Consider the following 19238-nt stretch of genomic DNA (forward strand, 5'->3'; position numbering starts at 1 on the left):
TTCGGTTTTGTTTGGTCATCCCGGGTATATGAAGGGATGACGGGTTCCAAGTTACAATGTAAATTCTTCGCCTAAATATACAGCTCTGACTTGTTGATTGGCCAGTATAATCTCCGGGTTTCCTTCACACAAGATTTTTCCTTGGCTGACAATATAGGCTCGCTCGCATATATCTAGGGTTTCTCTTACATTGTGATCAGTGATTAAAACGCCTATGCCTTTATTACACAAATGTTGAATGATTTTTTTAATATCAAGAACGGAAATAGGATCGACTCCGGCAAAAGGTTCATCAAGAAGGATGAAGGAAGGTTCTATAGCAAGAGCTCTTGCAATTTCAACACGTCGTCTTTCTCCTCCAGATAAAGCCATACCTAGGCTTTTTTCTAAATGCGTAATGTGAAATTCTTGAAGTAATAAATCCAGCTTTTCTTCCCGAGCTTGTTCGTTTAAATCCGCTCTAAGCTCCAAAATAGCCATGATATTCTCCGCAACGGTAAGTTTACGGAAAACAGACGCTTCTTGAGGAAGATAACTGATACCTAAACGTGCTCTTTGATGCATGGCACTTGCAGTGATGTCTTTATCAGATAAGAAAATTTGTCCTTCATCGCATGATTGCAAGCCAACGATCATATAAAAACAGGTTGTTTTTCCGGCGCCATTAGGACCGAGTAAGCCAACACACTCACCTTGTTTAATATGGATGCTAATGCCATTAACCACAGTTCGCGATTTAAAAGATTTTTTTAGATTGCGCGCTTCAAGGATGTTCATGATGGTTTCTTTTCTGGATGATAAATAATAGTTATTCTTTTGTTTTTGTTACCCTGAGACAAAACGTGTTGTTTTTCAGTATCATAACTTATTTTTGCAGCAGAAAAAGAGTTTTCTCCTTGTTCTACTCGAGCATTTCCTATTAACTCAATTAAATGACGTAAGGGATAATATCGAATAGTATCTGCATAGGCATGCACCGGTGGCTTCTTGGGATCTGTTGTGGTCCAATAATGGGCTTGTTTTCCGCTAATTCCGCTAGCTATAGCCACAACGAGTTGATTTTTTTCATTTCCTAGGGTCACTGCTTTGGCTGCATGCAGATTTGTTGTTCCTTGTACTAATTCAACATTGCCAGTATAAATCCCTTTATGCTCTTGTTGACTGAGATCCGCTGTATCAGCCATGACATGCATTATTTTCTCTTTATCCTCTGTCAGAGCATGGACGATAGAAGACAGAAGCATTAAAAGAAGGATTAGACTGTAGTTAACCGTTCGCTGGAACATAACTGCCTCTTGCCTGGTGAAGTAATTCTACTCTTTTTTCATCAAGATAAGCATTCATTCCAGTCGATTGAATGATGTTCCCTGGTTGTTCATAGGTCACGAGCACATCGGAACTGGCCTTCTTTTCTTTAGGGAAATAAGTTACTTCTTCTGTTTTTAGAGTACTTTCTTGTGAATTATTTCCTTTTTGCTGACGTACTATAACATTACCTGTAAAAGTAATTCGTTTGCCACCTTCAAATGATTTAGCTTTTTTTGAACTAATATCCCAAGGGGCTTGATCTTCCTGACTTACTATAATATGTGGTGTTTGAAATAAATAAATATTGCCATTTTGAATATGCTGCATGAGGGGGGCTGTGAGTATGTTGGCCAGCATGCCTTGTTGATTAAACTGACGCACTGTAACATTAGAAATAGTCGTATCTACCGAATTCGCTAAAGTATCTCTATCCAGACGAATCATTGTCGTTGAGCGGCCGCCATAATACCATCCTGAGCAGGCTAGGAGAATCAAAGTAAAAAAAAGCCACATGAGTTGTTTTGCTGCATTCATTTTTTTAGATAACCTGCTATAGCCAAGTCCATTTTATTCTGTGCTTTGAGAATAAGGTCGCATAATTCGCGCACTGCCCCACGGCCTCCCGTTAGCGTTGTCTGCCACATGGCAATTTCTTTAATTTGATGTACTGCATTAGCAACTGCGACACTAAAACCGACTTGTTGCATAATTGGTGCATCAGGAAGATCATCGCCAATATAAGCAAAATGTTCATCTTGAAGATTTAACTTCTCTTTTAGTTGCTTGTATGTCTCTTGTTTATCGAACTGATCTTTATAATAGTGCACAATACCTAGTTGCTGCATTCTATGATCTACAACTGCATTGCGCGATCCCGTAATAACCGCTACTTCGATTCCAGCAGTCATGAGTAATTTTAAGCCCACTCCATCATGAATGTGGAATGTTTTTAGTTCATTAAAGTGGTTATCGATATATAAGAGACCATCAGTAAGAACGCCATCCAAATCACAAATAAGGCATTTAATGTTTTTGGCTCGTTCAATTAATTTATTCATTTAAAAAACACCTGCTTTTAATAAATCATGGAGATGAAGAACGGCTGTTGGTCGCTTTTCGTCATCAATGACAATTAGTGAAGTAATACAGTGTTTTTGCATAATTGCCAAAGCTTCTGCAGCAAGCATTCCCTTAGGAATTGTCCGTGCATTACGAGTCATGACCTCTTTAATTGGCGTAGTATTGATATCATATTGACGAGTTAAAGTCCTCCGAACGTCTCCATCGGTGTAGACTCCAACTAGATAGCCTTTATTATCAATAATACACGTCATACCCAATTTTTTATCGGTTACTTCAATTAAGGCTTCACTTACCGTTGCATTTTCATGAACAAGTGGGAGTTGGTCTCCATGATGGCAGAGTTCATCAATACGCAATAAAAGTCGTTTGCCTAGAGAACCTCCGGGGTGTGATAATGCAAAATCTTCTTCACTAAATCCTCTGGCCTGTAGAAGAGCAATCGCCAATGCATCACCCATAACTAAAGCAACAGTAGTGCTGGTTGTAGGCGCAAGGCCAAGTGGGCATGCCTCCTGCTTAATACTGACATCTAAATTCACATCCGCTGCTTTTGCCAAGGTAGATTCAGAATTCCCGGTCAAAGTAATTAATGGAACTTCCATGCGCTTTAATAAAGGAAGCAGGGTGACCAGTTCTAATGTATTGCCTGAATGAGAAATGGCGATCACGGTATCTTGTCGAGTAATCATGCCGAGATCTCCATGGCTTGCTTCGCCAGGGTGCATGAAAAAAGAAGGGCTTCCGGTACTGGATAACGTGGCAGCGATTTTATTCGCGATATGACCTGATTTTCCCATACCAGTTACTACAATCCGTCCCTTGCAAGCAAGCAATAGTTCGCACGCTTTTTCAAATCGGTTATCAATTCTTTGGGATAATTCAAAGACAGCTTGTGCTTCGGTCTCAATAACAGCAAGTCCAAGTGTACAAAAATTCATAGGTCATTCGATGTTTTTTGTTTATTTTTCATTCTAACAAAAAAACATTTGAATAAATAGGATTAGATACTTCATTTTTTTTCGATAGGGTATGTATATCCAAGATATTTTAAAATGCTATTTTTAGCTTAGCATTTTTATGTATCTTGGGTATACTTCTACTTTTGGCTATAACCGGAAAAGTGAGAATGCCTGAAAATTGGGTCGAAATCAAAAATCTTAGCTTCACACGCGAGAGTCGTTGCATTTTCAATGGAATTGATATGGTGGTCAAGCGAGGTAAGATTACTGCAATCATGGGGCCTAGTGGTTCTGGAAAAACCACTTTATTACAGTTAATTGGAGCCCAGCTAAAACCTGATAGTGGTTTGATTCATGTCAATGGTCAAAATGTGCACCAATTGTCTCGTAAGGCTTTGTATGACGCAAGGCGTAACATGGGCTTACTTTTTCAAAGTTCTGCTTTATTCACTGATCTTTCTGTATTTGATAATGTAGCCTTCCCATTGCGTGAGCATACATTATTAAATGAATCCATGTTACGAGACATCGTATTGATGAAATTAGAAGCGGTGGGACTGCGGGGTGCTTCAAATCTGATGCCTGATCAATTGTCAGGAGGAATGGCCCGACGAGTTGCTTTAGCGCGTACTATTGCTCTGGATCCCGAACTGATGATGTATGATGAGCCGTTTACTGGCCAGGATCCGATTTCTCTTGGTGTTTTAGTCCGTTTGATCAAACGGTTAAATGAATTACTGCATACTACAACAATTATCGTGTCGCATGATGTTGAAGAAACCTGTTCTATAGCAGATTATATTTATCTTATTTCTGGTGGAAAAATCATAGGACAAGGCACTCCCGAGGAACTTATACAATCATCAGAGCCTCAAATTAAACAATTCATGCATGGTGAAGCGGATGGAGTGGTTCCTTTTCACTATCCTGCCAGATCCTATTTAGAGGAGCTATTAGATGCTTGAGTTCATCACGCGTATCGGTAATCGTAGTTCACGGATTATGCAAGACCTGGGAACTTCCGGCTTATTTCTGTTTTTAATGTTGTTCAGACGACCTGGTATTGCAAGACTCTGGCCCTTGCTACGCTATCAAATTTATTTCGTGGGCGTTTTGTCGTGTTTGATTATTGTTGTTTCTGCATTATTTATTGGGATGGTTGTCGGTTTACAAGGTTATAATACGTTGCAAAAATTTGGTGCTTCAAGCCAATTAGGGCAATTATTGGCCTTAAGTATCTCAAGAGAGCTTGGACCGGTAATTAGTGCTTTGTTGTTTGCAGGGCGTGCCGGTTCCGCTTTAACTGCTGAGATTGGTTTGATGAAAGCAACAGAACAATTATCCAGTATGGATATGATGGGTGTTGACCCTTTGGGTAGGGTTATTTATCCTCGTTTTATTGCAGGCTTTATTACCTTGCCGCTTTTAGCCGTAATTTTTTCAGCTGTAGCGATTTTTGGTGGTTATTTTATTGGGGTGCACTGGTTAGGTGTCGATGCAGGAAGTTTTTGGTCCAACATGCAAGCAGCTGTGGATTTCCGTATTGATGTACTCAGTGGTATCATTAAAAGTTTAGTTTTTGCTTTTGTTGTAACCTGGATTTCTGTATTCCAGGGTTTTGAATGTGTTCCTACTGCAGAAGGTATTAGTCAGGCGACGACTAAAACAGTTGTTTATTCATCGCTTGCTGTATTAGGGCTTGATTTTTTGTTGACCGCAATGATGATTGGAGATTGGTAAATGAGTAAGCAACGTTATGTAGATTTTAGTGTTGGGCTATTTATGTTGCTTGGTATATTGGCTTTATTGGTCATGACAATGAAGGTGAGCAATCTTTCTAGTTTTATGGCTCATGACAGTTATGATGTAACAGCTGATTTTACCGATATTGGTGGTTTAAAAGTACGTGCGCCTGTAACTGTAGCAGGAGTTAAAATTGGAGAGGTAACTCATATTGAGTTACAACCCGGGGAACTCAATGCCAAGGTCACTATGCGCTTACGTAGCGATAAAAAAATCCCTTACGACGATGCTTCGGCACGAATTTTGACCGAGGGTTTGCTTGGTTCCAATTATATTAGTATCGTTCCTGGTTTTGAGGATGAGGACAATAAAGATCATCCTTATTTGCAAAATGGAGATGTGATTGGAAAAACACAAGAAGCGATTATTCTTGAAAATTTAATTGGTCAACTACTCTTTAACATTAAAAAATAAGGTCAGAGACATGAGAATAATAAAAATAATTTTATTAGTTGTCAGCGTCATTTTATCCCCTGTAATGCATGCGTCGCAAAACTCTCCCATACCTATGCTGGAGCAAACTGCGAATAACATCATCGCTACACTTAAAGAAAATAAGTCTAGTTTGAAAAATAATCCTGATGTCATTTATAAGGCGGTAGAAACGAACTTGCTCCCTATTGTTGATGTAACGGGGATGTCACGCTCGGTTTTGGGAAGACAAGCATGGAGTAAGGCAACAGATACGCAAAGAACGCAATTTTCAAAAGCGTTCACGCGTCTCGTAATTCGTACGTATTCTAGTCCTTTAGCACAGTATAGCGATGAAAGCGTACAATTTTTGCCTTTAAGAGGGTCATTGAACTCTCGTTTTTTGCGGGTTAATAGCATTATTGTACGTGCTGAAGGTCAAAATATACCTTTGTCTTATAGCCTTGTTGCAAAAAATGGTCAGTGGAAGATTTATGATATTAGCGTTGAAGGGGTAAGCTTACTGCAAAGTTTCCGATCACAGTTTGCAGCAGCATTACAAAACTCCAGTATTGATGAAGTCATCAAGCTAATGGAAAAAAAGCAACTTAAAAGGGCGTCATAATTGTGAGTACTGTGTATTTTAAACCCGGCGTCGATCTTTCATTTAAGTCTGTTGTTGCAGTGCGAGCAAAGATCTATCACGCTTTGATGGAAGATAAAAGTGGCAAATTTGGCTTAGATTTAAGTGATGTGAAGCATTGTGATAGTGCTGGTTTAGCTTTACTTATCGAGGCCAGGAAATTATGTAAAAAAAATAATAAGGTATTTGAAATTATTGGAATTCCTGCTGAAACTCAATCCTTAGCTGAATTTTGTGGTGTGAAAGGTATTTTGGAGGCCGTATAAATTTTGATGATTCAGTAGTAATACTCAATTTTTTGGAAAATGGTTACTTTTTGAGAATTATAAATTGTAGCCTGGGTGATGCTTAGCGTAACCCGGGTTTTCTTTTTTTATTTTGGACGATAAAGCATTGCAGAAAGCATATGCCGTCCTCGACAAATTTGTTACCAAAAGTTGTATTTATTTCTATTTGTGGGCTAATTTTAATGATAAGTAATGAAGAAATTGAACAAAAATTTAAAGCCATTGATGATGTTTCCTACATCAAAGTGGAGGGGGATGGTTATCAATATCAGATAACTGTAGTAAGTGACGTCTTTTTAAATAAATCCAAAGTAGCAAGACAGCAGTGGGTCTATGCCCAGCTGAAAGAGTTAATTACTTCTGGCAAGCTGCACGCGATTAGCATGAAGACGTGGACCAAAGAAGAATGGGGGAAGCAACATGGATAAATTATTAATTAACGGTGGTAAGGCACTGAATGGTGAAGTTGTCATTTCAGGAGCAAAAAATGCAGCTTTACCTATTATGGCGGCAAGCTTGCTTGCTCGAGATCATGTGACCATTTCCAATGTTCCTCATCTCAAAGACATAACGACAATGATGGAGTTATTAGGTCAACTAGGGGCTCATTTAATCGTTGATGAAAAGATGAATGTGCAGGTTGATGCCAGCCAAGTCAATGAATTTGTTGCCCCCTATGATTTAGTCAAAACAATGCGCGCTTCAATTTTAGTATTGGGCCCCTTGCTCGCTCGATTTGGTAAAGCGGATGTCTCTTTACCGGGAGGATGCGCTATTGGGACAAGACCTGTTGATTTGCATTTAAAAGCCTTAAAAACTATGGGCGCTGATATCACAGTAAAAAATGGTTATATTAATGCCCGTTGTAGACGTGGTCGTTTGCAAGGGAAGCGTTTAATGTTTGATACCGTTACGGTGACTGGTACTGAAAACGTACTCATGGCCGCTACCTTGGCTGAAGGGACCACCATAATCAAGAATGCGGCACGTGAGCCTGAAGTGGTTGATCTTGCTAATTTTCTAATTCAAATGGGTGCAAAAATTTCTGGGGCCGGAACTTCAATCATTGAAGTTGAAGGAGTGGAATCTCTTTCAGGAGGCACTTATTCAGTAATGTCTGATCGGATTGAAGCGGGTACTTATTTGGCAGCTGGTGCTCTAACCCGAGGTCATGTGACTGTAAAACGCGTACGCCCTGACACCTTATTATCGCAATTGTGTAAGTTTGAAGAGGCCGGCGCTGAGTTAACCATAGGGGAGGATTGGGTAAGTCTTAATATGCACAATCAACGTCCCCAGGCAGTAAATATTTCTACTGCACCTTATCCTGCGTTTGCAACAGACATGCAGGCTCAATTTATGGCGATGAATTCCGTAGCGGCTGGTACTTCAACGATTGTTGAAACGATATTTGAAAATCGTTTTATGCATGTACAAGAACTACAACGCATGGGAGCACAGATTCAACTCAATGGAAACACCGCAATAATTAATGGGGTTGAAAAATTAACCGGCGCACCTGTGATGGCAACGGATCTACGTGCTTCAGCCAGTTTGATTTTGGCTGGATTAGTTGCGGAAGGGGAAACCTCGGTTGAGCGTATTTATCATGTGGATAGAGGTTATGAGCGTATCGAAGAAAAATTATCTTTATTAGGTGCTGACATCAAGCGAGTTTCTGACCGGTGATTACTAAAGAAGAACTATCGCTATACCTGCATCAATTCTTAGAGTGTGGCCGATATAATGATTATGCTCCAAACGGAATGCAGGTTGAAGGCAAAGAACATATTAAACGAATTTGTACTGCGGTGACGGCTTCTGAAGATGCAATTTCTGAGGCAATTGCGTGGAGTGCGGATGCATTGTTGGTTCACCATGGCTACTTTTGGCGTGGTGAAGCGTCAATGATTATTGGAATGAAACGCCAACGAATTTATAAATTATTGTGCAATGAATTAAATTTATTTGCATACCATCTTCCTTTAGATTGTCATCCTGAGCTTGGAAATAATGCGTGTTTGGCTAAATTATTTGAAGTGGATCTAGTGCATACGCATCGTGCAGGAAATACGGATAATCTACTATGGTCTGGAAAGTTAAATCAAACTATGAAACCGACAGAATTTACTGAGTATTTGGCAAAAAAATTACAACGCGATCCTTTATTGATCTGTGGTGGAGAAAAGCCAATTACTCACATTGCCTGGTGTAGTGGGGGAGCACAAGATTTTATTGAGGATGCCTATCGTTTAGGTGTTGATGCGTATATTAGTGGAGAAATATCGGAGCGGACGTATTATCAAGCAAAGGAATTAGGCATTCATTACTATTCTTGTGGGCATCATGCAACAGAACGTTACGGGATTCAGGCCTTAGGGAATCATCTCTCCTCACAATTTGAGTTAGAACATCTATTCATTGATAGTGATAATCCTGTTTAAATACTAATAATACTGAAAAAATAGTCTGGCGGCAGACAGCCTACCAATAATTTCTAGATAAATGTCCAGTGAGGTTTTAAATCACCCAATGCCTTGGGCACATGCTCACGGATCTGAACGCTCGCTCGACTGCGATTGAGATCTATGCTTGCTTATTGTGTGTGACAATCTCATAATGAGTATTGGAAAGAATAGGAAATAAGCCTTCATGCCCATAATTTTATCAGCTTAACTAGTTATTAAAAAAAAGCATTATTGAAAAACGAGTGAAATGAAATGTGCTACATTTAATAAATCAATAGTGATTTACCCTCATGCAGCTCTTGTACCAGTAGGCTTCATAAGCTAACATGATTTAATAATCGCTAAAGGATTGTTTTAATGATCAATTTTCGTTACGTTATGTTTTTAGTTTTTTTATTTTGCTCCTTTTCGAGCCATTCAAATACCAATGGAAAGCATAATAAAGCTTTTCGAAATTTTTGGCATCCAACTTTTCTTGGAGAGCGTCTGGATTATTGTACTGTAGATGGCAAAGAGTGCGGCAAAATTGTAGCAGATCGTTATTGCCAAATGCTGGGCTATGATTATTCCAGTGATAATGAAATCGCCTACAATATAGGGCTAACACATTACCTATCAACTGGCGAGAGTTGTAAAGGTTGGCGGTGTAATGGGTTTATGACCATCGCTTGCGTTACGAACTTATCACATACCCCTCCCAAACCTTATCATTATCGAGAGAAACAGTTTGCTGTTCCTCGTTTTAATGATTATCGTGTGGATTGGTGTTATGACCAAAAACAAGGCTGTGGTTCGCGAGCGGCTGATTCTTTTTGCAGTCGTATGGGGTTCCTACAAGCCAAATATTTTGTGAAAGAAACCCAAGTAAGCGCTACTAAAACAATTGGAAGTCAAGAGTTGTGTTTTGGTAACCAGTGTAATGCGTTTAAATTGATTGTGTGCTACCGATAGTTAACTATTGAAAATCTTTTCTCGCTTTATGGGAGAAAGAATGATGGTGCAAGTATAAAAAACTTAAGGATAAGTTTATGAGTATTAATGACAAGGTTTTTATCATCGATAATAATGCAAGTCGTAGTGACAAGGTACGTACGATACTTGATTTTATTGGTGAATCGACTGAAGTCAGTAAATATGGCACGTGGCAAATTGCCGATATAAATCCTGATGTGATTCTTTTGGGTGCAAGTGAATCGATTCAGGAGACTTTAAATGAACTGGATTTATTGGTAAATAAATTTGTCAAAGTACCGGTTATTGTGGTGGGGCAAAAATTAAATAATACTCAATGCCTATTGCGTAATGTAGTTGCTTGTCAGCCTTTCCCCTTTACCTATGCGCAAATCATGGAATCTTTGCACCAATGCCAAATCGCGAAAGAGGCAGTCAATTCCATTATTATCAGCAATCAAAAAAATCCTTTATTACGCAGTCTAGTGGGAAATAGTACTGGGATTCGCACTGTTCGCAGACTTATAGAGCAAGTATCTGATACTGAAGCCAGTGTTTTAATTCTTGGAGAATCTGGAACAGGTAAAGAAGTAGTTGCTCGTAATATTCACAGTCTATCATCAAGAGCCAGTAAGCCATTTATTCCTATTAACTGTGGGGCTATTCCTGCAGAATTACTCGAAAGCGAATTATTTGGCCATGAAAAAGGGGCATTTACCGGTGCAATTACTTCGCGACAAGGTCGATTTGAATTAGCAAATGGAGGTACTCTTTTTCTGGATGAGATAGGTGATATGCCCTTACCTATGCAAGTAAAATTATTGCGAATATTACAGGAACGTTGTTTCGAGCGAGTAGGTTCCAATAAAAGTATCGATGTAAATGTTAGAATTATTGCAGCAACTCATAGAAACTTAGAGGAAGCCATTAAAGAGGGGAAATTCAGAGAGGATTTATTTTATAGACTTAATGTATTCCCCATAGAAATGCCTCCATTAAGAGAACGCGCAGAGGATATCCCACTGTTATTTAATGAGTTGATTTCACGTATTGAGAATGAAAACCGGCCTAGTGTACGTTTAATGCCAGATGCTATGGTTGCATTAAGTGAGTACAGTTGGCCGGGTAATATTAGGGAATTGGCCAATTTAGTAGAGCGTTTAACTATTTTGTATCCCAAAGGAATCTTAAGTAAAGAAGATTTACCCCAAAAAGTACGAGGTGAATATAAAGCTCCCTATACAGAATCTGACACGTCGAATTCTGAACGAGAAGCTTTATTAGAGGGGATGAGTCAAGAGCAGACCGCCGTTACAGAGGGCATCGATTTAAAAGAGCACTTGGTAAAAACTGAGCTAGCTCTGATTAGTCAAGCTTTAAATGAGGCCGATTGGGTAGTCGCTCATGCTGCAAGTTATTTGAATATGCGACGTACTACTTTAGTTGAAAAAATGCGTAAATATGGACTTACTCGTCCTGAGCGGGTATGAATTTAAGCAATAGTATTCTCTACAGACGTCTCTCATACCGAAGGAAGTGAGGGATCCCCCTGTTGAGGACTATGTCCTAATGGGGAGAAGCCTCATGATACTTGGGATGACGGCAATAAATTGGGTGGGGGCTGCGCTGCACTCAGACTTCAATACGAATCAGTGTAAACCATTATTGTTTGGTGTCATCAGGTTTTGATTCTTCAACAGGAGTAGGTTCTACAACAGGCGCATCAGCTTTTTGGGGTTTTGTTTCTTTAACGGGCTCTGCTTGTGATTGTTCTGCCTTTTCTGCTTCTTGCGCTCTATTTTCTTTATAATTCTGAACGATTTCACCTACGCTCTTTTTGATGTCAGTATATAATTTGCCTGTCATTGAAGCTAACTCTTTAAGATCAGGTAGTTTTGATTTAAAGTCACTCATAGCTCACTCCATTATGTAATCTAAATTAATTATATACCATTATCTCGAATTCGGTAGTTTATTTAGCATATTGAATATTAAAGCTTTTTATGGGCTATTTACAATTCTACTGTCTTGGGCCCAAAAGATGTGATTTTATGCGATCAGATACTCACATACTTTATGTATGCTGCGTTTGCTGCTCTAAAATCATGTCTTTTGGGCTCAATCTAGGAAATTATAGAACTTTGTACTCATCATGAGATTCAACTGCTCATTTTGATTTGCTGTTTCCTTAGCCCCAGGGATGCATCAATCGCATTGCTGGCTTAAGTAATTTGTTAGCCAGGGACGCTTTGGGAGGAACAATGAGTTTGAATGCTTTGTAATTATTAATCCTTTCTAGGAGATAATCATCGCTAGTGCATAACTTATCTACAAGTTTGAGATCAAAGGCATCTTTGGCTAACCAATGTTCTCCTGTAGAAACTTCATCTATATTTAATTGTTCGCGATTAGCTGCTACATAATTTCTAAAAGCAGCATGTATCTTCTCCAGGTCATCCTGAGCTTTTTTCCTGCCCTTTTCAGTATTCTCACCAAACAGGGTTAGCGTTCGTTTGTATTCGCCGGCAGTTAACAACTCCACATCAATCTCGTGTTTTTTAAGCCAACGATGGAAGTTAGGTATTTGCGCTACTACACCAATAGATCCAATGATTGCAAAAGGGGCTGCAATGATTTTATCGGCAACACAGGCCATCAAATAACCGCCACTGGCAGCCATTTTATCGATGCTCACAGTTAAAGGAATCTTTTTATCGCGAATGCGTTGCAGTTGTGACGCTGCTAAACCATAGGTGTTGACTATACCACCAGGGCTGTCCAGGCGAACCAAAACTTCATCTTCAGGTTTGGCAGTACAAAGAACTGCAGTGATTTCCTCTCTGAGTTGTTCTACCTGGGAGGCTTTTATGTCACCATGAAAATCAATCACATAAAGGGTTGGCTTTTTGTCTTTATTTTTTTTCTTCTTAGGAGGCTTTTCTCCCAAAACTTTTTTATTCATTGTGGATATGATATGATCATAATGATCATTTAATGAGATTACTTCCAGTTTAGGCTTCGGCTTGCGACTCATAGAAAAAAAACCGGCAAATACAATCAGACAGGCAATAACTACAGTGACTGATTTCAAAAGGAATAGACCGTATTGAGTTAAAAATTCCATTGTTGACCTTTAAAAAAATAAAAACAAATTATGGCGATCAATAGGGTAGTTAGCAAGGGGCTATTAAGTAGATTTAATAAGTTGTGAAGAAGGGGCTACTTGAGAAAGCGACTTCAGAAAATTTTGATCAAGTAGTCGATGAATTAAAAGTAAAACCTGAATAAGAAAAAATACTTGCTGTATGCCAAGGATTGGTCACTTGGTTTTTCAGGCTCGATACCTCCTCAGTGAAAGCGTTTAGAGAAATGGTTGTGGGGAAAAGAGATCTGGAGCTTGAAAAGTCTTTGAAAATGAACATATAAAATAAAACTTGTTTTGTTTTCTAGTTCGAGTACTATTTCTTCATACAGTGTGGCCTGGGGGAAGCGCGGCGGAACATGGGGATTATAACTTTTTCCCTGCACCTCCCTAGCTACATGAATATCCAGAAACTCAACCTACAGTATATCATTGACCTATGCTTGATGTGATTAACCTTGATTTTGATTATCAGGATCAGCCTTTATTAAATAATGTAGCTTTTCATTTGCCTGTAGGAGGTTTGCTTCATTTGCGTGGTAGAAATGGTGCAGGCAAGACAACCTTATTGAAATTAATAGCAGGTTTATTTCATCCACATCAAGGTGAAGTGCATTTTTTTGGCCAGAATATAGCTAAAAACTATTCCGCTTATCAACGCCAGTTGTGTTTTGTGGGCCACAAAGCCGGTATTAACCCTAATTTAACATTAAGAGAGAATTGTTATTTTGACCTACATTACGGCTCCTCATCAGCGGCGAGTTTAAAAAAAGATCAATCTAATACAATTGAGGAACTCGCTACGATATTTAATCTCGAACATCACCTTGATATGGCGTGCGGCTTGTTGTCTTCCGGACAGCGAAGGCAAGCTGGATTGTTGCGTTTATGGTTCTCTTGCGCCAAATTATGGCTTCTTGATGAGCCTTTAGTTGCTTTAGATGACCGCGCCATCGTAACGGTCATGGATAAAATAGCCAGTCATCGAAAACAGGGCGGGGCTGTTTTATTAACATCGCATCAGCAATTACCACTGAATGCATCTGCTTATGAGGAGTATTGTTTGTGAGCTCCTCTTTTTCTATATTTGCCAAACAGTGTAAACGGGAATTACTTATTCAGATACGGCAAATACGTTTTTTAGTGAACTCATGCTTGTTTTTCTTAATTTTTCTTTTTATGTTTCCGTTGACGATTAAGCCGGAGGTTGTACTGCTTCGCACTATTGCTCCCGGCTTAGTCTGGATGGGAATACTTTTATCTTTGCTGCTCTCAGCAGAACGTTTATTTCAACAAGATTATGAACAGGGCGTAATGGAACAATGGATTATTTCCGGTCACTCTCTGCCTTTACTTATTGCTGCAAAAGTAATTGCTCATTGGTTATTTAATTTACTTCCTTTACTCGCTTTATGTCCTTTGGTCGCCTTACTTTTTTCATTAAGTGTTTGGGAAACCGAAGTGCTTGCACTAACTATTATTTGTGGTACTCCTTCTTTATTATTTCTTTGTGCTCTGGCCGCTGCGTTTGGAGTGGGAATCAACCAAAAGGGTCTTTTGATGGCGTTGATTTTGCTGCCGTTAACCTTGCCTGTACTCATTTTTGGAAGTGGAACTGTAAATATTGCCATGCAAAACCTGCCAATTAGTGCTTATTTAGCCCTATTATTGGCTATGTCGGTAGTTGCAATGGGATTTTTACCTTACGCAATTGCCGGTATCATACGCATCAGCCATGTTGAATAAGTGAACGAAGCCTTTTGTAACCTGAATTAGCGCATCGTAATCCAGGATCTTTTTGCTGTCATCCCAGCATGGCGAGGGATCTCCACGAATGAAGCACGAGGTGTAGCTGGGAGAGTTCCCCATTCCGGGTGACGTGGTGAGACTGCATTTATTTGAAACGGATTTTGCGAATAAGGGGATGCGTGTTAAAATCCGCTTTTTTTGATTTCAATTATTCCTATGTGGAAATTATTATATCAACTAGCATCACCTAAGTTTTTTTATAATGCCGCTGGGCGACTTACTCCAAGTTTGGCTGTGGGTGCTCTAGTGGCATTAGTTGTTGGTACCATTTGGGGGTTGGCTTTTACTCCGCCTGATTATCAACAAGGTGATGCATTTCGGATTATCTATGTACACGTTCCCAGTGCATTTTTGTCGATGATGCTTTATGCCTGGATGGGGTTTTTAGCGGTATTGCTTTTGATCTGGCGTATTAAAATCGCCGGTCTTTTAATTAGCATTGTTGCTCAAATTGGCCTGAGTATGGCTTTTCTGGCCCTAGTAACCGGAAGTATTTGGGGTAAACCCATGTGGGGGGCCTGGTGGGTTTGGGATGCACGTTTGACTTCTGAGTTAATTCTTTTATTACTTTATGCAGCTATTTTAGCAACACACTATACGGTAAAAAACAAAGAAGATGGCGATAAAATCATCGCTATCTTAACCTTAGTTGGAGTCATTGATTTACCGATTATTCATTATTCAGTGTATTGGTGGAATACATTACATCAAGGTTCTACTTTATCAGTCTTCGCTAAGCCCAAAATTGATGGCAGCATGCTGTATCCTTTGTTGTTAACCATAACCGGATTTTTTTTATATTGCTTGTGGATTATTTTAGAAAAAGCACGCCAAGAATTATTGCTTAGGGAAAAAAGACAATCTTGGGTTAAGATTCAATTTGAAGGGGAATTTAAATGAATCAATTTTTAGAGTGGTTGGCAATGGGGGGATACTCCAGGTATGTCTGGCCAGCCTATGGTTTGGTGGGTATCGTTTTGATCATGAACCTGTTAGGGATGAAATGGAAAGGGAAACAGACACGCCGACAATTACAACAATGGTTTAAGCGATAAAAAATGACTCCAGCACGCAGACGTAAGATAACCCTTTTAGTATTTACCATGTCTATTTTATCTATAGCTGCCGCGTTGGTTTTATATGCACTTAGACAAAATATTAGCTTATTTTATACTCCGAGCCAGGCGGTAATGGGTGAGGCACCACAAAAACACCCTATACGGATAGGGGGTATGGTAGAGAAGGGTTCCATTATCCGTTCACAAAAAGGTTTGGATGTATCATTTAAGATAACTGATTTTGATCAAACCATAACTGTGACTTACACAGGCATTCTTCCCGATTTATTTAGAGATGGACAAGGTGTGGTTGCTGAAGGGCAACTGATTGATAGTCAACATTTTCGCGCCTCACAAGTATTGGCGAAACATGATGCGAATTATATGCCGCCGGAAGTGAAAGCTGCTTTATCCAAAAAGGTACATACATGATTGCAGAATTAGGACTTTTTTCTTTGGTTTTGGCTTTGCTTTCCTCCATTATGCTTGCATTAATTCCATTGGCTGGATTGCAATTAAAACGCTCAAATTGGATGGATGCTGCGAAGACTTATGTCGTTTGCCAATTTTTCTTTATTGCTTTGTCCTATCTTTTTCTGACCCTTTGCTTTTTAAAAGATGATTTTTCAGTAAATTACGTAATGAGTAATTCCAGTATTTCCTTACCTTGGTTTTACAAGCTGTGTGCGGTTTGGGGCGGGCATGAAGGCTCCATGTTGTTATGGGTTTCTATCCTTAGTTTTTGGACATTGCTCGTGGCTTTTTGCAGTTCGGGATTGGATAAGGAAATGCGTACGAGAGTTTTAGTTGTGCTTGGTTGGTTAAGCATTGGATTTATCCTTTTTTTGCTGACTACATCAAATCCTTTTTTGCGTCAGTTTCAAGTTTTGGATACTCAAGGGCGTGATTTGAATCCTTTATTGCAAGATCCTGGCTTTTTATTCCATCCACCTATGTTGTATATGGGGTATGTTGGCTTTTCTGTTGCTTTTGCGTTTGCCATTGCGGCGCTTTGGGCCGGTAAGGTAGAAGCCAGCTGGTCCAAATGGACTAGACCTTGGACTTTAGCTGCTTGGTGTTGTTTAACGACTGGAATTACCTTGGGAAGCTGGTGGGCTTATCGTGAGTTAGGCTGGGGTGGCTGGTGGTTTTGGGATCCAGTAGAAAATGCTTCTTTTATGCCTTGGCTAGTAGGCACTGCGTTGTTGCATTCTTTAGCAGTGACGGAACAGCGCCAGCAATTTAAGGCGTGGACTATGTTGCTTGCGATAGCTGCATTCTCTTTAAGTCTCATTGGTACTTTTCTTGTTCGCTCAGGTGTTTTGACTTCAGTTCATGCCTTTGCTGTAGATCCGCAGCGAGGATTATTTATTTTAGGATTTTTAGTGTTGGTTATTGGTGGTTCTTTATTGTTATTTGTTTTTAGAGCACAAACATTACACTCTGACGGTAATCCCAGTCCTTTATCCAGGGAAAGCGCTTTATTATTAAATAATGTTTTTTTAGTAGTAATCATGCTTACCGTGTTGATGGGTACCGTATACCCTTTACTTATTGAAGGTTTAGGACTAGGCAAACTCTCAGTAGGCGCCCCATATTTTAATTCAGTATTCGTTCCTTTGATGGTTCCCATGTTGTTATTGATGGGAATCGGTATTCATCTAAAATGGAATAGTGATGATTGGCGTGGGGTATTAAAAAAACTTTGGAAGCTTGCTTTGCTTAGTTTCTTAATTCCTCTGGTTTTGCTCATTGCGACTACGAAAGAATTTAATGCTTCCGCCTTTATGGGGTTAACTCTCGCGTTTTGGGTGATTATAAGCACTGTTAAAGCGGCTTACAGACGAATTTTTGATCGTGGTTTAACTCAAGTTGGACAAGCTTATTGGGGAATGATTCTGGCGCATTTAGGCGTTGCAACTACAGTAATTGGTATTGCAGTTTCTACTGCTTATGGTGTGCAAGATGATGTGCAAATGGAACCCGGGAAAAAAGTAGTTTTGCTTGATTATTCTGTAAAGTTTATGAATCAAGAGCCTTTATCCGGACCAAACTATAAAGGGACTAGAGCGCAATTTGAAATAAGTTATAAAGGAAAAACGAAAGTAATTTATCCTGAAAAAAGACTGTATACTATAGGTCAAATGGCTATGACTGAATCAGCAATTGATGTAACTCCATTTAGAGATATCTATGTTGCTTTGGGTGAACCATTAACCAATGATTCCTGGTCGGTCAGATTATACTATAAACCTTTGATACGCTGGATTTGGGCTGGTGGATTTATGATACTGGTAGGTGGTTTTTTTGCGCTGACAGATAGACGATATTATCAAAAAAGGGCGATCGTAGTCAGCGCTCAGGAGTTGAAGGCATGAAAAAAATAGGATGGAAACTAGTTCCAATCACTCTTTTTTTGTTGCTTTGTGTTTTTCTTTGGCGTGGTTTATCTTTAAATCCACATGAGCTTCCTTCAGTGCAGCTTGGTAAGTCATTACCTCCATTTAGCCTACCTCAATTGAATGATCCGAATTCTTTTTTTGATTCCAAGCAGTTGCGTGGTCAGGTTGTTTTGTTAAATGTTTGGGCAAGTTGGTGTGCGGCCTGTGTGGATGAACAGGTTTTAATGTTGCAATTAGCACGTGAAGGCATACCAATTTACGGACTAAATTATAAAGATCAATCGGTTAATGCACTTCGGTGGTTAGAACAGTGGGGAAATCCTTACAAACTCGTCATTGAAGATCGGGATGGAAAAGTGGCTATCGATTTAGGTGTTTATGGCGCGCCAGAAACGTTTGTTATTGATAAGCAAGGAATAATCCGATATCGACATGTAGGAATTATGACACAAAAGGTATGGCAAAAAGAAATTTCACCCTTAATCAAACGTTTGGAGCAGGCCTAGTGGCTCGAGTATATTTCATATTTTTGGGGGTTTTAATTGTTTTAGGTTCGTCTGCTTGGGCAAACAGTACTTATCCTTTGGGTTCCCCTCAAAAGGAAGCTCAGTTTAATCATCTACTTAAAGATTTACGTTGCTTGGTTTGTCAAAATCAAGATTTAGCCGACTCTAATGCAGAATTGGCCAAAGACTTGCGTGCTCAGGTTTATCAAATGGTTAAAGAGGGCAAGAGTGATACTGAAATCAGTGATTATCTGACTGCTCGTTATGGCGATTTTATCTTGTTTAACCCCCCTGTTAAGGCAGTAACTTATTTATTGTGGTTTGGACCTATTTTATTTTTAGTATTGGGGTTTATTATTTTTTGGCGGACTTGTTTTAGAATGCGAGAGAAGGAAAGCACATAATCGA

The 19238-nt window shown here is 39.4% G+C and carries 25 protein-coding genes; 18 read left to right on the forward strand and 7 right to left on the reverse strand.

All coding sequences use genetic code 11. The features are described from left to right. Positions 1–51: 51 nt before the first annotated feature. The 5 genes from lptB to OQJ26_RS15425 are packed head-to-tail and all read right to left on the reverse strand — an operon-like array spanning position 52 to position 3329. Entirely contained in the window at positions 52–777 is a 726-nt protein-coding gene (lptB, locus tag OQJ26_RS15405; protein WP_265704614.1) for an LPS export ABC transporter ATP-binding protein, read from the reverse strand. Next, positions 774–1286, reverse strand: coding sequence for a lipopolysaccharide transport periplasmic protein LptA (lptA, locus tag OQJ26_RS15410; RefSeq protein WP_265704615.1), 513 nt, complete (start codon positions 1284–1286; stop codon positions 774–776). Before lptA ends, lptB begins: the two co-directional genes overlap by 4 nt. Then, a complete protein-coding gene (gene lptC / locus OQJ26_RS15415) occupies positions 1267–1842 on the reverse strand; it encodes an LPS export ABC transporter periplasmic protein LptC (RefSeq protein WP_265704616.1) in 576 nt (191 codons plus the stop codon). The genes lptA and lptC overlap by 20 nt, the downstream gene beginning before the upstream one ends. Beyond that, the gene (gene kdsC, locus OQJ26_RS15420) at positions 1839–2366 is read right to left on the reverse strand and encodes a 3-deoxy-manno-octulosonate-8-phosphatase KdsC (RefSeq protein ID WP_265704617.1); all 528 of its coding nucleotides are present in this window, start codon (positions 2364–2366) and stop codon (positions 1839–1841) included. The genes lptC and kdsC overlap by 4 nt, the downstream gene beginning before the upstream one ends. Beyond that, positions 2367–3329, reverse strand: coding sequence for a KpsF/GutQ family sugar-phosphate isomerase (locus OQJ26_RS15425; RefSeq protein WP_265704618.1), 963 nt, complete (start codon positions 3327–3329; stop codon positions 2367–2369). Between the two features lie 188 nt (positions 3330–3517). Here OQJ26_RS15425 and OQJ26_RS15430 point away from each other — a divergent pair, with 188 nt between their 5' ends. The 10 genes from OQJ26_RS15430 to OQJ26_RS15475 all read left to right on the forward strand — a co-directional run bounded on the left by OQJ26_RS15430 (position 3518) and on the right by OQJ26_RS15475 (position 11403). Next, positions 3518–4315 carry an ATP-binding cassette domain-containing protein gene (locus tag OQJ26_RS15430; RefSeq protein WP_265704619.1) on the forward strand — a complete coding sequence of 266 codons (798 nt, stop codon included), beginning with the start codon at positions 3518–3520 and terminating at the stop codon, positions 4313–4315. Then, positions 4308–5090: a lipid asymmetry maintenance ABC transporter permease subunit MlaE gene (gene mlaE, locus OQJ26_RS15435; protein ID WP_265704620.1), complete on the forward strand. Its 783-nt coding sequence runs from the start codon at positions 4308–4310 to the stop codon at positions 5088–5090. The genes OQJ26_RS15430 and mlaE overlap by 8 nt, the downstream gene beginning before the upstream one ends. Further along, positions 5091–5567, forward strand: coding sequence for an outer membrane lipid asymmetry maintenance protein MlaD (gene mlaD / locus OQJ26_RS15440; protein ID WP_265704621.1), 477 nt, complete (start codon positions 5091–5093; stop codon positions 5565–5567). Between the two features lie 10 nt (positions 5568–5577). Continuing rightward, a complete protein-coding gene (locus OQJ26_RS15445; RefSeq protein WP_265704622.1) occupies positions 5578–6189 on the forward strand; it encodes an MlaC/ttg2D family ABC transporter substrate-binding protein in 612 nt (203 codons plus the stop codon). 2 nt (positions 6190–6191) lie between these two features. Further along, positions 6192–6473 carry an STAS domain-containing protein gene (locus OQJ26_RS15450; protein ID WP_265704623.1) on the forward strand — a complete coding sequence of 94 codons (282 nt, stop codon included), beginning with the start codon at positions 6192–6194 and terminating at the stop codon, positions 6471–6473. Between the two features lie 203 nt (positions 6474–6676). Next, the gene (locus tag OQJ26_RS15455) at positions 6677–6922 is read left to right on the forward strand and encodes a BolA family protein (RefSeq protein WP_028380130.1); all 246 of its coding nucleotides are present in this window, start codon (positions 6677–6679) and stop codon (positions 6920–6922) included. Further along, positions 6915–8183, forward strand: coding sequence for a UDP-N-acetylglucosamine 1-carboxyvinyltransferase (murA, locus tag OQJ26_RS15460; RefSeq protein WP_265704624.1), 1269 nt, complete (start codon positions 6915–6917; stop codon positions 8181–8183). The genes OQJ26_RS15455 and murA overlap by 8 nt, the downstream gene beginning before the upstream one ends. After that, entirely contained in the window at positions 8180–8938 is a 759-nt protein-coding gene (locus OQJ26_RS15465; RefSeq protein ID WP_265704625.1) for a Nif3-like dinuclear metal center hexameric protein, read from the forward strand. The genes murA and OQJ26_RS15465 overlap by 4 nt, the downstream gene beginning before the upstream one ends. Before the next feature lie 381 nt (positions 8939–9319). Continuing rightward, a complete protein-coding gene (locus tag OQJ26_RS15470; RefSeq protein WP_265704626.1) occupies positions 9320–9913 on the forward strand; it encodes a hypothetical protein in 594 nt (197 codons plus the stop codon). Positions 9914–9990: 77 nt separating this feature from the next. Further along, positions 9991–11403, forward strand: coding sequence for a sigma-54 dependent transcriptional regulator (locus OQJ26_RS15475; protein WP_265704627.1), 1413 nt, complete (start codon positions 9991–9993; stop codon positions 11401–11403). Between the two features lie 172 nt (positions 11404–11575). Here OQJ26_RS15475 and OQJ26_RS15480 read toward each other — a convergent pair whose 3' ends face one another. After that, on the reverse strand, positions 11576–11827 hold the full coding sequence (locus tag OQJ26_RS15480) for a hypothetical protein (protein ID WP_265704628.1): 252 nt from the start codon (positions 11825–11827) through the stop codon (positions 11576–11578). 274 nt (positions 11828–12101) lie between these two features. Further along, entirely contained in the window at positions 12102–13037 is a 936-nt protein-coding gene (sohB, locus tag OQJ26_RS15485; RefSeq protein ID WP_265704629.1) for a protease SohB, read from the reverse strand. A gap of 457 nt (positions 13038–13494) precedes the next feature. On the opposite strand from sohB, the gene ccmA reads away from it, so the two are divergent. The 8 genes from ccmA to OQJ26_RS15525 all read left to right on the forward strand — a co-directional run bounded on the left by ccmA (position 13495) and on the right by OQJ26_RS15525 (position 19234). Beyond that, complete coding sequence (ccmA, locus tag OQJ26_RS15490) at positions 13495–14124, forward strand: heme ABC exporter ATP-binding protein CcmA (protein ID WP_265704630.1); 630 nt, start codon at positions 13495–13497, stop codon at positions 14122–14124. Next, on the forward strand, positions 14121–14801 hold the full coding sequence (gene ccmB / locus OQJ26_RS15495) for a heme exporter protein CcmB (RefSeq protein WP_265704631.1): 681 nt from the start codon (positions 14121–14123) through the stop codon (positions 14799–14801). The genes ccmA and ccmB overlap by 4 nt, the downstream gene beginning before the upstream one ends. Positions 14802–15020: 219 nt before the next feature. Continuing rightward, on the forward strand, positions 15021–15764 hold the full coding sequence (gene ccmC, locus OQJ26_RS15500; protein WP_265704632.1) for a heme ABC transporter permease CcmC: 744 nt from the start codon (positions 15021–15023) through the stop codon (positions 15762–15764). Next, a complete protein-coding gene (gene ccmD / locus OQJ26_RS15505) occupies positions 15761–15919 on the forward strand; it encodes a heme exporter protein CcmD (RefSeq protein WP_265704633.1) in 159 nt (52 codons plus the stop codon). The genes ccmC and ccmD overlap by 4 nt, the downstream gene beginning before the upstream one ends. Positions 15920–15922: 3 nt before the next feature. Next, positions 15923–16354 carry a cytochrome c maturation protein CcmE gene (ccmE, locus tag OQJ26_RS15510; RefSeq protein WP_265704634.1) on the forward strand — a complete coding sequence of 144 codons (432 nt, stop codon included), beginning with the start codon at positions 15923–15925 and terminating at the stop codon, positions 16352–16354. Continuing rightward, positions 16351–18300 carry a heme lyase CcmF/NrfE family subunit gene (locus OQJ26_RS15515; RefSeq protein WP_265704635.1) on the forward strand — a complete coding sequence of 650 codons (1950 nt, stop codon included), beginning with the start codon at positions 16351–16353 and terminating at the stop codon, positions 18298–18300. Before ccmE ends, OQJ26_RS15515 begins: the two co-directional genes overlap by 4 nt. Then, entirely contained in the window at positions 18297–18830 is a 534-nt protein-coding gene (locus OQJ26_RS15520) for a DsbE family thiol:disulfide interchange protein (protein WP_265704636.1), read from the forward strand. The genes OQJ26_RS15515 and OQJ26_RS15520 overlap by 4 nt, the downstream gene beginning before the upstream one ends. Then, positions 18782–19234 (forward strand): cytochrome c-type biogenesis protein, encoded by a 453-nt coding sequence (locus OQJ26_RS15525; protein WP_265704637.1) that lies wholly within the window; start codon positions 18782–18784, stop codon positions 19232–19234. The genes OQJ26_RS15520 and OQJ26_RS15525 overlap by 49 nt, the downstream gene beginning before the upstream one ends. Positions 19235–19238: the final 4 nt, after the last annotated feature.

Origin of the sequence: Legionella sheltonii (genome assembly GCF_026191355.1) — a bacterium.
Lineage (GTDB): Bacteria > Pseudomonadota > Gammaproteobacteria > Legionellales > Legionellaceae > Legionella > Legionella sheltonii.